The organism is Streptomyces sp. NPDC056987, from assembly GCF_042673865.1.
Lineage (GTDB): Bacteria > Actinomycetota > Actinomycetes > Streptomycetales > Streptomycetaceae > Streptomyces.
Window position 1 is genome coordinate 28,445 of the sequence record NZ_JBHURV010000054.1, and the last position, 12,314, is coordinate 40,758.

15 protein-coding genes are annotated in these 12,314 nt (G+C 71.7%); all 15 read right to left on the reverse strand.

Going from position 1 to position 12,314, the window contains the following annotated elements; all coding sequences use genetic code 11:
- Window positions 1-77: 77 nt before the first annotated feature.
- Window positions 78-536, reverse strand: coding sequence for an XF1762 family protein (locus ACFTZC_RS38170; protein WP_382898200.1), 459 nt, complete (start codon window positions 534-536; stop codon window positions 78-80).
- Window positions 533-2,320 carry a type IV secretory system conjugative DNA transfer family protein gene (locus tag ACFTZC_RS38175; RefSeq protein WP_382898201.1) on the reverse strand — a complete coding sequence of 596 codons (1,788 nt, stop codon included), beginning with the start codon at window positions 2,318-2,320 and terminating at the stop codon, window positions 533-535. The genes ACFTZC_RS38170 and ACFTZC_RS38175 overlap by 4 nt, the downstream gene beginning before the upstream one ends.
- Before the next feature lie 42 nt (window positions 2,321-2,362).
- Complete coding sequence (locus tag ACFTZC_RS38180) at window positions 2,363-3,145, reverse strand: DUF317 domain-containing protein (RefSeq protein WP_382898203.1); 783 nt, start codon at window positions 3,143-3,145, stop codon at window positions 2,363-2,365.
- Window positions 3,146-3,148: 3 nt separating this feature from the next.
- A complete protein-coding gene (locus tag ACFTZC_RS38185) occupies window positions 3,149-3,442 on the reverse strand; it encodes a hypothetical protein (protein ID WP_382898205.1) in 294 nt (97 codons plus the stop codon).
- Between the two features lie 330 nt (window positions 3,443-3,772).
- Entirely contained in the window at window positions 3,773-4,591 is an 819-nt protein-coding gene (locus ACFTZC_RS38190; protein ID WP_382898207.1) for a DUF317 domain-containing protein, read from the reverse strand.
- Between the two features lie 206 nt (window positions 4,592-4,797).
- Window positions 4,798-5,616 (reverse strand): DUF317 domain-containing protein, encoded by an 819-nt coding sequence (locus tag ACFTZC_RS38195; RefSeq protein ID WP_382898209.1) that lies wholly within the window; start codon window positions 5,614-5,616, stop codon window positions 4,798-4,800.
- A gap of 64 nt (window positions 5,617-5,680) precedes the next feature.
- The gene (locus ACFTZC_RS38200) at window positions 5,681-6,484 is read right to left on the reverse strand and encodes a DUF317 domain-containing protein (RefSeq protein WP_382898210.1); all 804 of its coding nucleotides are present in this window, start codon (window positions 6,482-6,484) and stop codon (window positions 5,681-5,683) included.
- A complete protein-coding gene (locus ACFTZC_RS38205) occupies window positions 6,481-6,864 on the reverse strand; it encodes a hypothetical protein (RefSeq protein ID WP_382898212.1) in 384 nt (127 codons plus the stop codon). Before ACFTZC_RS38205 ends, ACFTZC_RS38200 begins: the two co-directional genes overlap by 4 nt.
- Before the next feature lie 108 nt (window positions 6,865-6,972).
- The gene (locus ACFTZC_RS38210; RefSeq protein ID WP_382898214.1) at window positions 6,973-7,374 is read right to left on the reverse strand and encodes a hypothetical protein; all 402 of its coding nucleotides are present in this window, start codon (window positions 7,372-7,374) and stop codon (window positions 6,973-6,975) included.
- Window positions 7,375-7,409: 35 nt separating this feature from the next.
- Entirely contained in the window at window positions 7,410-8,342 is a 933-nt protein-coding gene (locus ACFTZC_RS38215) for a hypothetical protein (protein ID WP_382898216.1), read from the reverse strand.
- A 143-nt stretch (window positions 8,343-8,485) separates the two neighbouring features.
- Window positions 8,486-9,250, reverse strand: coding sequence for a hypothetical protein (locus ACFTZC_RS38220; RefSeq protein ID WP_382898218.1), 765 nt, complete (start codon window positions 9,248-9,250; stop codon window positions 8,486-8,488).
- 26 nt (window positions 9,251-9,276) lie between these two features.
- Entirely contained in the window at window positions 9,277-9,975 is a 699-nt protein-coding gene (locus ACFTZC_RS38225) for a hypothetical protein (RefSeq protein WP_382898220.1), read from the reverse strand.
- 586 nt (window positions 9,976-10,561) lie between these two features.
- Window positions 10,562-11,323 carry a tetratricopeptide repeat protein gene (locus ACFTZC_RS38230; RefSeq protein ID WP_382898222.1) on the reverse strand — a complete coding sequence of 254 codons (762 nt, stop codon included), beginning with the start codon at window positions 11,321-11,323 and terminating at the stop codon, window positions 10,562-10,564.
- Window positions 11,320-11,745, reverse strand: a complete 426-nt coding sequence (locus ACFTZC_RS38235) for a hypothetical protein (RefSeq protein ID WP_382898224.1) — start codon at window positions 11,743-11,745, stop codon at window positions 11,320-11,322. The genes ACFTZC_RS38230 and ACFTZC_RS38235 overlap by 4 nt, the downstream gene beginning before the upstream one ends.
- 99 nt (window positions 11,746-11,844) lie before the next feature.
- Entirely contained in the window at window positions 11,845-12,282 is a 438-nt protein-coding gene (locus ACFTZC_RS38240) for a hypothetical protein (RefSeq protein WP_382898257.1), read from the reverse strand.
- Window positions 12,283-12,314: the final 32 nt, after the last annotated feature.

A 12,314-nucleotide genomic window follows, 5' to 3' on the forward strand; every position in this document is an offset into this window, starting at 1 on the left:
GCAGGCGCGCGCGATGTTGACCGGACCGGTCCATACGCATGGCAGGCCCACGAGCGGCGTGTCACCGGGCATGTGATTCAAGGGGCTTGCCAGAGGAAGCGGGCGATGTGGTCGTTGTCGTGGCCGGTGCGGGGGCGGGCTGGGGTGTGCCATCCGGCCCGGGGTGGACGGCTGGCGATCAGGTGCCAGCCCGCGCCGCGCAGGGACGCGCCGCTCTCGGCGTGCTGTGTGTAGGTGATCAGCCGCCGGTATCCGAGCGCTTTCGCCGCCCGCCAGGATGCCCCGTACAGCAGGGAGTTCGCGTTGCGTGTGCCGTCGCTGGCGGTGCGGGTGACTTCGAGGGTGGCGCCGTCGTCGAAGTGACGGGCCACCGGCCGCCCGACGACGGCCACCGCGTGCAGGATGCCTTCCTCGTCGGCTGCTCCGACAGAGAAGATGTGTCCGACGGGCGGTGGGTGGTGGCGGTGCCACGCGTGCACGAATTCCTTCGCTTCACGGAGACGGACCGGCACCAGGCGCAGCCTGGCCTGGCTCACGCGGCCTTCCCGACATCGGAACGTGCCGGCGCGTGCTTCGCGATGGCGCGTTCGGTGATGGCTTTCGATGCGTGGGCGGAGGCGGCGGACAGTTCGCCGGCGCCGGGTTCGAGGTACCAGGGGCGCAGGTCGAGCAGGGCGGCGCGCATGCCGGTGGCGAAGCACAGGGCGGTGCCCTTGGCGAGGGCGCGGATCGCGTCGGCGGGCAGGATCCTCTCCTGCCGCATCGACACGGAGGTGGACTTGCCGGACTCGGAGTGCGAGGTGGAAAGGGTCTCCACGTCGTGGTCCCCGATCAGGCGGGAGAGCTTGTCGGCGAAGTCCGGGTCGTCGATGCCGGAGCCGATGACCTTCACCGTCGAGGCGGACCACAGGGCGTCCATGCCGGCGTCGCCCCAGACTTTCTGGCCCTGGCGGTAGGACTGGAGGATCGTGATGGGGATGATCCCGCGCGACCCCAAGTGGGAGTACAGGTCCGGGAGATCGCTGATCTTGCAGACGTTGGCGGCCTCGTCGAGGATCGCGAGCATGGGCGGGTCGAGGCGCCCGCCGGCGCGTTCGGCCTGGGCGGTCGCCGCCCGCATCACGGAGTCCGCGCACGCGGCGATCAGCGCGCTGGCTCCGCCGCCGCCGTCCTTCGACAGGAGGTAGAGAGTGTCGGTGGAGGTGACGAACCCGGAGGGCCGGAATTCCTCGACGTTCTTCTGGGGGGTGACCCAGGCGGCGATCTCGGGGTTGAGGAGGGCGGCGGCGTACTGGCGGGCGGTTTCGTAGATGCCGTCGCGTGTTTCGGGTGGTCCTTCGACGGTGCCTTTGAGCTGGGCTGCGACGGGGGTGAAGTCGTGGTCGCGGAGGATGTCGAGGGGGGTGCGGTCGGCGGGGAAGGCGAGCCACTGCATGACGTCGGTGATGGGCCGTTCGTCGAGCGCCGCGGCGAGGAAGAGCTGGGACAGGATGTTGGATCCGGCTTTGGACCAGAAGTCCCCTTGCTGGGAGGCGTCCACGCTGGCGGCGAGGAAATGCCCGGCCAGACGGCCGGCTCCGTCGAGGGTCTTGGCGTCGGCCAAGGGGTTCCACCACATGGTGCGTTCGGCGTGGGCGATCTGCTGCGGGTCCATGGTCCACGTCCGCCCGGCCTGCCCTCGTGCGTCGAGGGTCGCGGTGAACGCGTCGCCCGCGGCTTTGTTGGAGGTCAGCAGGACCGGGCCCGGGGCGGCAAGCATGGAGGGGATCGCGAGCGAGGTCGTTTTGCCGGAGCGCGGGGCCATGATCGCGACGGCGACGTCCTCGTATCCCATGCGGACCTCGTGACGGGTGCCTTGGAGGTTGCCCAGGAGGATGCCGGTGTCCTTCGCCTCGATGTGCTTGGCGTTTTTCAGGCTCGGGCGCAGGGAGCGGGCCTTGTCGGTGATCGCCTTGGCCATCAGGGGCTCGATGTCCCGGGCCTTGGCCATCCCCGTGATCTTCTTTCGGGTACTGGCACGGTTCTTGTGGCGGGACCACAGGACGCCGGCCACGGCGAGGAGGGCGAGAAGGATGGTGACGGGGATGATCCGGGTGCCGATCAGCAGGGGCATCTGGCCGGCCTGGGGCCAGAGTTGGTGGGGGTGGAGCAGGGCGGTGGTGGGCTGGTAGGGCGCCCAGTCGTTGTCGGTGGCCTGGGCGGTGATGTTGCCGCAGAGCCAGGCGAGGTGGGACAGGGGGACGACGATCGCGGCGGCACCGAGGAGGAAACGCAGGGCGATGTCGTACCCGTCGGTGGGACTGCTGGGAGAAGAAGGCAAAAGGGGCGGGGCGCTTCCGGAAGTGGAGACAGGGGGACGGGGTCAGCGAAGGCGGCGGGGACCGGCCTGCGGGGACTGTGAGGGTTGCCGCAGGGGCGTCGGCGGGGTGGGGCGGCGTTCGGCGAGGTCGCGGACGCGGTTCTCCAGGGCGGAGGCGACTTGCTGGGCGGGGAGTTCACGCTGGGTGTGGCTGATCAGCCGGGTGCCGTAGGCGGGGTCGGTCAGCGAGAGGTACTGGCGGGGCACCGGGCTGGTGTCGGCGAGGGCGCGGGTGAACGCGCTGATCAGGACGGGCGGGGTGTGCTCCCGGAACATGGCCTGCCAGAGCGGCTTCTGGGACGGGCCGAGTGTGGTGGTGGCGAGCCACACGTCGCTTGCCTCGGTGACGATGTGCTCGAACTGCACCTTCCCGTCGGGCGAGAAGATCCCGTCCGCGCCGCGGGCGGGTTTCCACCCGGCGTCCAGGAGCGGCTGGTAGGGGTCTGTGTCGGTGGCCAGGCTGGTGGCGGGATCGGTCAGGGCGTCGGTGACGGCCGCGACGGTCTCGACGGGAGTCTGGCCGCCGAAGGTCATGTGCCAGGCGGGGCGGCCTTGTCCGGCGGTGTGGTGCAGGGCCCACCACTGCAGACCGTTCGCCGGCTCCAGCCGCAGGAGGGCTCTCTGGTCGGGGCTGGAGAGCAGGACCCGCGGCATCAGGGGGTCGTTGCCGTGGCTCCAGCCGCAGGCGCGGTGCAGGGGGACGGTGACCCAGGCAGGATCACCACCGCCGGCCAGATGCCGCGGCGCCACGAAGTCGACATCAACCAAGTCGGGACGGCTGGGCACCTGTCACCTCCGCACCGGGGTGGTCCTGACCGGAGCGGCGACGGCGGTCGGCGACGGGGAAGGCGTGGAGCGGGCGGGCTGTGCGGCGGCGGTGTGGATCTCGCGGATGACGTGGCCGTGGGTGGCCCAGTCGTCCAGGTAACTCCACGCTTCGCCGTGGTACTCGGCGAGCGCGTCGTCGAACACCTCGCTGCCCGGCTTCGCGTCGGCGGGCAGGCTGTCACGGGTCGCCAGCCACTGCTCGTGCAGGGCATCGAGCTGTCCGAGAGCATCGCGCAGGGTGCCGAGCTGCCACACCCAGCGGTGTTGCACCGCCCGGCCGGGCAAGGCCGCGAACTGCTGCTCGGCGGTGGCGAGAAGATGCTGCGCGCTGTCGCGGACGGTGTCGAACGCGTCGGCGGTCTCACGGTCCCGCCGGGCGGCGCGGAGCCCGTAGGCGTGGGGGTCGTGGGGCCAGCCGTCGAGGTCGGTGTGCTCGTCGGAGTAGGCGTCCCAGGCATCGTGGATGGTCCTGCTCTCCCGCAGGAAACGGTCGAGGGACGAGCGCTGGGGATCAGGCGTCGTGGAGATGAGGAAGTCCTTGGGGCAGATGACGGGGGACGGGGCCGGCAGGGGGTGTGGTGCGGTTCAGCGCCGTATCGGCGTGGTCGTACGCCCCGGCGGTGCCGGGGCCACGGTGGTGGCCGGCTTGCGGCGTCGGGCGGCGCGGGCCTGACCGCTCAGGGCGTCGAGCCGGGCGGTGTGGGCGTCGACGACCTGCTGCGGAGTGAGCGAGCTGCGCTCCTGAGTGGTGGCGCTGTAGTCGGCGGTTTCGCCCTTCGGGCGCTGGAGCGGAGTGGTGTCGACGAGCGCGGTGACAAAGATGTTCACCAGATGGACGGGAGTGCGGTCGTCGAACCGGGCTGACCAGATGTCGAGACCGTCGGGTCCGTCGTATCCGTGGTCATGCGCGACGATCTGCCAGGTCGCCGCCTTCTGCCGGTGGAGGGGGTACGGGTTGACGCGGCACCTGCGGTCCGGGGAACGGGAGACGCCCTGGTCGTCGAGCTGCCAGCCGGCCGCGGTCAGTGTCTGCCAGGGGTCGGGGTCCTTGGCCGGGGCCGGGGTGTGGAGGGCGTCGGTGAGGCTGCCCAGGATCTCCGCCGGCACGAGCTTGCTGAACGACGCACCCCAGCCCGGCCTGTTGCCGGTAGGTCCGGCCCGTAGATGCCACCAATGGCTGTTGTATGGGTCGAAGCGCAGGCTGGTGCGGCGATCCGGGCTGCGCAGGACGAACTCCGGGCTCAGCGGATCGGAGGAGGCGCGGGTCCATCCGGCGGCGGCGAGTCCGTGGGTGAAATGGCGGGGGTCTCCGCGGCCCGCGAGGTGGCGGGGGCTGGTGTCGAACGGGAACTTCCACAGGTGATGCTCGGCGAATTCGGCGATCTGCCGCTCATTCACCGGCATCCGCGGCACTCCGGGGTCGGTACGGGCACAAGACTCCTTGGAGGGAAAGAAGGCTGTAAGGGTTCAGTGCCGCGCGCGGGCACGCCCGCTGGTGGGGTAGGGCTGTGGCACGGGGCGGCGGATGCCGGGAGCGGTGAGGACCCAGGATGATGAGGGGCCTTGAGACAGACGGCGGGGGATGGGGCCGGCAGGGGGTGTGGTGCGGTTCAGCGCCGTATCGGCGTGGTCGTACGCCCCGGCGGTGCCGGGGCCACGGTGGTGGCTGGCTTGCGGCGTCGGGCGGCGCGGGCCTGACCGCTCAGGGCGTTGAGCCGGGAGGTGTGGGCGTCGACGACCTGCTGCGGAGTGAGCGAGCTGCGCTCGTGGGTGGCGCTGTAGTGGGCGGTGCGGGCATACATTTCGCGCTGGAGCGGAGTGGTGTCGACAAGCGCGGTGACGAAGGCGTTCACGAGATGGACGGGGGTGTGGCTGTTGAACCAGGCTGACCAGATCTCGCGACCGTCGGGCTGGCCGTAGCCCTGCTCGTGGGCCACGCCGCGCCAGTCCATCGGCTCCCTCCGGTCGAGGGCGTATGCCGCGACGCGGCACATACCGTCCGGGGAGCGCACAACGCCCTGGTCGTCGGGGAGCCAGCCGACGGCGGTCAGTGTCTGCCAGGGGTCGGGGTCCTTGGCCGGGGGCGGGGTGTGGAGGGCGTCGGTGAGGCTGCTCAGGATCTCCGCCGGCACGAGCTCGCCGAACTGGGCGTACCAGCCTGACATGGTGTCGGTGGGTTCGGCCCGTAGCGCCCACCAGCTGGAGGCGTATGGGTTGAAGCGCAGGCTGGTGCGGTGGTCGGGGCTGTGCAGGACGATCTTCGGACTGAGCGGGTCGGAGGGCGTGCGGGGCCATCCGGCGGCGGCGAGTCCGTGGGTGACGTGGCGGGGGTCTCCGGGACCGGCGAGGTGGCGGGGGCTGGTGTCGAACGGGAACTTCCACAGGTGATCCTCGGCGAACTCGGCGATCTGCCGCTCGCTCACCGGCATCCGCGGCACTCCGGGGTCGGTACGGGCACAAGGCTCCTTGGAAAGGTGGAGGGCGGGGCTGGGTTCAGTGGCGGGCGTGTGCGCGCCCGGTGGTGGCGTGGGGTGGGGCTGTGGTGCGGGGGCGGCGGGTGCCGGGAGTGCTGAGGGCCCAGGCTTCGGAGCGGGCGGCGGCGATCCGCGCGTGGCGCCAGGCCCGGAGCTGGGACGGCAGGACGGACACGGCCTGGGCCCGGATCTGCGTACTGCGGGGGACGTGTCCGTGCGGACGCATCACGGGTTCCGGGTTCGCGAGGGCTGCGGCGAAGGTCTGCACCAGGTGCATCGGCGTGGTCGCGGTGAACACCGCGTCCCAGAGCCGGCCTTGTTCGCTGCGGGTGCTGGCCCACCAGACGGCTTCTCCGGGGCTGGACTGGTGGTAGCGGACGAAGGCGGTGCCGTCCGGGCTGCGGGCGGTGAGGTGTTCACCCTGGCTGGTCTGCCAGCCGTGATGCACGAGCGGCGCCCACACGTTGGGCGCCCGTGTGGGACGCGGACGGGTCAGCGCGTCGGTGACTCCCGCGACGATCTCGACCGGAACGGCACGCGACATGGTCGCGTGCCACGCCTCCTGGGTGACGGTGGCCCGGCCGCTGATGGTCCAGCCACCGGGCTGGACGAACGGGTCGTACCCCAGGCGCACGCTCCGGTCGGGGCTGTCGAACACGGTGGGACCGCCGGATTTCGACCGGTCCTTCCAGCCTGCGGCGCGGAGGTATTCGGTGACGTGGCGCAGGTCGCCTCCGCCGGCGAGGTGGCGGGGGTGGACGAGGTAGTGCGGCTCGGCCTGCTCAGCGGCCCGCCAGCCCCAGGTGCGCTGCTTGCGTCTCACCGGTGCCTCCGGACAACCAGCGGGCCGGGCGCGGCAGGCTTCACCGCAGGGCCGGCCGGAGCGGCGCTGAAGTCCGCGAGGGCTTGGGTGTGTTCGTCGAGGTCGAGGTGGACGTCGTGCAGGTCGTTCGCGGCGCGGGCGAGGGCGAGCGGCACCTCCGGCGGCAGGGCGCCGTTCTCGGCCTGGGTCTTGGCGATGGTGCTGCTGGTGGCCATGAGATGGGTGAGGCGGCCGAGGACACCGTCTTCGGTGCCGATGGCCCGTGCGATGACCTGGGTGGCCTCGGCGGGCGGGAGGTGGGAGAGGCGGTCGGTGAGCTGGCCGATCTGGCGGGCGATCTCGTCGGCCAGCCGTACCGGATACGGGGTGGGGCGGGTCATGCTCCTCCTGGAGGGGGTCGGAATCAGAAAAAGGAGTCGTGGCCTTCCGCCGCCCGGGGCACGACGGGGAGGTCACGGTGTAGGTGCTCGGGGCGGGCCTGGTGTCCGTCACAGGCGCCGGGGCGGGGTGGCCCGGCCCGGGGCGGCCGGCGGGGGGGCCTGGCCGGTTGGGTGGGTCTGGTGGCCGCGGACTGCGCGTACGGCCTGCTGGTAGGCGTCCTCGTCGAACACCTCGGGCGTGCAGTTGACCTTGCATCCGGAGATGAGGAGCCACGGGATCGCCCGGGACGCCAGACGCTTCTGTTCCTCGGGGTCGAGGTGCGCGGGTACCTCGTGCCAGATGTAGACGGGTCCGCTGGTGCGGACTTCCTTGCGCTCCAGGCCGAGCAGGTCGAGCATGTGGAGCAGTTCGGCCGGGGACCCGGTCGCGGTGTCGGCGATGATCGTGTCCGACAGCGGCTTGCGGTAGATCTCGACGTTGGTGCCTTCGTCGTCGGCACGGTTCCCCATACGGGTACTCCTGGCTGTGGTTGGGCGCGGGATGATCAGTGCGGTCCACGACGCGGACCCGCCGGGGGCGGGGGCTTGGGCAACGCAGTGACGTCGCGCCGTCTGTCGTGGGGGGCGATGCGGTCGGCTGTCCGGACCTGGACGCTGAATCCGAGCCGGTCCAGCCGCTGCGCGGCGTGCAGTACGCGGTGGCTCGCGGCCGAGGTCCTGACGGTCCGGGGCAGGAAGCACTGTCCGGAGGCGGGATCGAGGTGGAAGCCGCCCTCCGTCAGCAGCTCGTACAGGGCGCGCGGGTAGACGGTGTTCACATAGGGCCTGCCGCCAGAGCCGAGGACGATTTCCACGGGCAGAGCGGGTCCGGGACTCGCCTTGGTCTGCACCCGCACGGACGCCACGCGGAAGGCGAACAGCTGACGGTGCCTGATGTCGGCGGCGGCCCGCACCGGGTCCGCGGCGACGGTGATGGCCCTGGGAGCCCTGACACCGACCGCGTCGGCAGGACCGGTCCCCGCCGGCAGCAGAGGAGAGACGACGAACTGGCCGGTGCGGGTGGGGTGTTCGCATATGTAGAGCTGCATGCCGTGCCGCGAGGTGAGGACCGAGCGGTGAGCGTCCTGGCCGTACGCGGTGTAGTTGAGAGGGCCGGTGTCCCACAGACGGCCGCCGGCCGGATCACCGACCAGGGGGATGGTATGGCCGTCGGAACTCCAGGCGCCGGGAAGCCGTATGCCCACAGCCTTGGTGAATCCGCGGAGCCCATCACGGGCCACGGCCTCCTTTCGGACGACGTGCCGCCGCGCGGTCCGGTCGGCCGCGTCACCCGTGGGGCTGGCTTCCAGGCCGGGGCCGAGGCGGACGGTGTATCCGGCGGCGAGCAGCGCGCGGGCGGCGGCCGTGGCCGCCAGGCGCTGCTGTTGCCTGGGCAGGTCGGGCGGCAGGCGGTGGTAGCGCCTGCGGGGGCCGGGCATGCGGTGGAAGCCGCCCGCCGTCCGCAGGATGTCGTCCGTGGCCCGGGTGCCGCTGAGCGCGAGGACCAGGCCGGTGCGCGGATCCTGCGTGATCGTGACATGCCCTCACACCGGCCGACCGGACGCGGCGCTGTCCCCTTGCCTCATCGCATCCGGGCGGTCGCGGACGGCAAGGGCGCGGCCTTCGCGGCGGTGACGCCGGGCGCCGCCCGCGCCGCCCGGTGCTGGAGCGTGACGGTGATGCCCTTGGCGTCGAGTTGCTCGCCTGCCGCGCGGACGGATCGGGCCTGGGCGGCGCTGTCGTCACCGCTCAGCCGGTAGCCGCCGGTCCGCTCGTCGTGGACGAAACCGTTTGCGACCAGCACGTCGGCAGTCGTGTCGCTGACGCGGGCGGTGGCGAGAGCGCCGTCCGGCTGCCACGCCAGAACGACCGCCTCGCTTTGAGACGCACGGGCGGTGCCGGGCGTGGGGGAGGGGTGGGTGGCGTTGTGGCGGACCTGGGCGAGCGCGGCCTTGTAGCGGACGAGCAGATCGTCGGTGACCAACGCGGCGCTCAGGAACGGGTCGTCCCCTACGTCGATTCCGTCCGGCTCGCGGACACCGCGGTACGCCTGGTCGGGGAGGTCGCGGGGGGCGAGGGCGGCGATGAGGAACCCGCCGAGGTCGTCGTTCCGGTCGAGGACGATGAGCTGAGCACCGTCCTGGCGGGTCAGCACGGCCGCCTGTCGCAGCGGATGCTGGGCGAGCGCTGCGGCGATCTGGTCCATGTCCCAGATCCGCTCGGTGAGTGCGGCGAGATCATCCTTGTGCGCGGAGGTGTGATGGGTGCTGGTCCAGGTCTTGTGGAGTTCGCCGGCCAGGACGTCGGCGAACGAGGCGAGACGCCCGGAAACTTCGTAGTCGTGCATGGAGTCCTTGGTCAGATGGGGCGGGGTCAGCGGCGCGGACCCGCTGCCAGGGGCGGGGGAGGAGGGGCCGGCACGGTGCCGGGCGGGGGCGGGCAGGCACACACCGCGGAACGTTCGCGTTCGGTCGCGGGAACCTGCTCGGTGCAGGCGCTGCGGCCGGGGTGCGGGGCGTGCCGGTCCGTGAGGGCGTTGCGGGTGTAGGTGAGGTCGGCGCGGATGATCCCCAGGTGCTTGTCGGCGAGGTGGCGCAGGCGGCGGGCGGTGAACGGGTCGGCTCCGTCGCCCAGGCCGTCGTGGAACTCGGCGGTCGCGGTCAGGACCTGTTCGAGGGCGTCGAGGACGCCGTCGTGCGAGGCGGTCAGCTCCGTGAGTACGCCGGCCACCTCGTCGGTGGTGGTGGCCTGCCGGACTTGTTCGGCGAGGTGTGTGACCGAGGCGCCGAGCGGCGGTTCGTGGGCCGGGCGGTGGTCGGTGTCGAAGTCGTCGTCGCACTCGACCGTGTAGCCGACGGCCCGCAGCCGGCCCACCGCCTGGGAGGCGAGGCGGATCTCGTCGTGCTCCGTGAGGTGGGTGGGGGCGCGGTGGTAGGTCTCGTGGAGACGGACGACGGGCACGAAACCGGCACGCTGGAGGATGCTGTGGGCCTGCGGGTCCCCACCGCGGGCGAGAACCTCCTCGGAGTGCGGATCACGACGCAGAACCAGGAAGCGGTCGGCAAGGGACAAAGAGAGGTTTCTCCTGTGGATCGGTGTGGACGCTGATGTCACCGGGCGGCAGAAGCCTCAGCGCCCCGTCAACGGTGGCCAGGACCTCGCCGTAGCGGGAGAGGCAACGCAGTGGCGCCTGGCGGTGTGGGGCGCCATGGAGACGGTGAGCGATCAGCACCCGATGGCGTCCGGTGTCCGGCGCGGCGGTACTGCGGATGTCCGGCGGTCTGGTGGGCAGCGACTGGCGGCGCGGGAACGGGACGGCCGTACGCACTGGAGCGCCACGCTGTCGCGGCGGCCATACCTCCGCGCTGGATGGCGGCCTGTTGCGTGCGGTGCGGCCACTCGCCCCTCAGGGCGTATGTCTTGAGCCACGGCATGATGCGGCGCTCCCCGTAGCGGTGGGAGCGGGCGAGGCGGGAGCGGGCGGCGGTGACGGTGGAGTTGGTCGAGCGGGCACTGGCGGGACGTCCCCTGCGCTCGGCCCACAGAAGGGAGCGGGCTCGGCGGGCGCGGGCTGCGCGGATCGTGTCGAGCGTGGTCAAACCCAGGTGGTGAGTGGGCAGATGAGGGCGTTTGCGTGACATGGCGAGGGGCGGCCCCGTCAGCAGAGGATTTGCTGTGAGATGAGCTGGTGGAGGTCGCCGGCGGTGGTGATCAGGGACCGTTCGCGCACCAGGTCGGCGTGGACGGCGATGTCACCGGGTGGCAGAAGCTCCATCGCCGTATCGATGGCGGCAAGGGCCTCGTCGTAGCGGCCGAGGCGGCGCAGGGCGCCGGCCCTGCGGAAGAGCACGATCGGATCGGTGCCGGTGTCGAAGGGCGGCCGGGCACTCAGCGCGAGAAGCCGGCTCGGACCCTGGTCCAGGTCCTGGCCGAGCCACAGACCGTGCAGCAGAACATGCAGGGTTTTCGCGTGCGTTCCGGCCTCGTCGAGGACCTCGTCCATCAGGTCCAGGCCCTCAGGGCGGGACCGGCCCAGCAGGGCGAAGGCGCACAGGGCCCGGCTGTAGCAGTCCAGGTCCTTGCGCGCGGGCTGCGGGAGCTGTTCGACCAGGGCCTGGATGCTGGAGCAGCGGAAGTCGTATCGCAGAGCACTCAGATACAGATGCCGGAAGGTCTGCGCGGTCACCGGATCGAGGCCGCCGTCGGTGACCCGGTCCGGGCTCAGCAGGCCGAGGACGCTGTGCCCGGTGGCCCGGGCCGTCCAGGCGGCGTCCGCGCACACCTCGGCCGACTCCCGCCAGTTGGCGTCCAGTTCGCGCAGGTCACCGGCCAGCCGGCCCGGCCAGGACCGGTCCGCCGTGTTCACGGTGGCACGCGTCCGGGCGCGCAGGAGGGCGGTGCGACGCTCAAGGCTGCTCACCGGCCGCTCCGGACGTCGGCGACGTGGACGAGCTGCCCGAGAGCCGTGACGGTGTACCAGCCGCAGTCGACCAGCGCCTCGTGTCCGGCGTGCCGGGGCAGGAGGTGGTCCTCCATGGCCCGCAGATGGATCAGGCAGTCCGGGCACCGGCGCCGCAGATGAACCATGTACCGGGGGTGAGCGGTGATGTACGACTGGGCGCCGCCGGTGGCGTTGTACAGGCGCCACCCGTCCTCGTCGGTCGGGGTGTGCCAGGACGGGGCGACCACACGCATGGCATCGCCCCACAGCTCCCCGGCCACCACTCCCTTGAGAACGACGACCTGGTCACTGGGGTGGAAGTGCTGGTGGGTGATGTCGCGGACGGGGGTGAGCGGGTCCGGAGTCGGCGCGAACGCGGGGGTGTTCGGGGGCAGGACCATACGGGTTCCTTCCACACAGGGACTGGGGCGGTGGAGGAACAATGGTCCGGAAGAACGCCGGTTTGGCTAACCGGCGATCCCGGGCTATGGTCCCCGCCGTCACCGGAATGGGTTCTCCGTCCCGCGGTCGCTCTCGCCCGCCGCGTCGAGGAGTTCGGGCAGGTCGCCACCGTCCGCGTCGCGCTGGTCGATCCACCATCCGGCCCGGGCGATCATGCGGGCCCTTTCCTCCAGTTCACCCCAGTCGGCCTCGTCCCAGGCGCCTTCGGCGACGAGGGCGGTGTGCGCGGCGGTCATCAGCTGGTGGCGGGAGCGCTCGCCCCATTCCAGGGTCCGCTCGGGACCCTCCAGCGGCGGCATGTCGAACTTCCGCGCCCATTCCGCAGCGGCCTGCTGTTCCTCGGCGCGCTTGGAGGCGAGCCATTGTTCCTTGGACTCGGTGTCGGCGCCGCGGGCGGCTTTCCAGCAGTCGGTGCAGTCCCGGCCGGCGAGCCAGCGGGCGAATCCGGCCCGCCGGTCGGCGGGCCGGTCGGACAGGTCATGGACGAACTCGTGGCCGCAGGAATGCT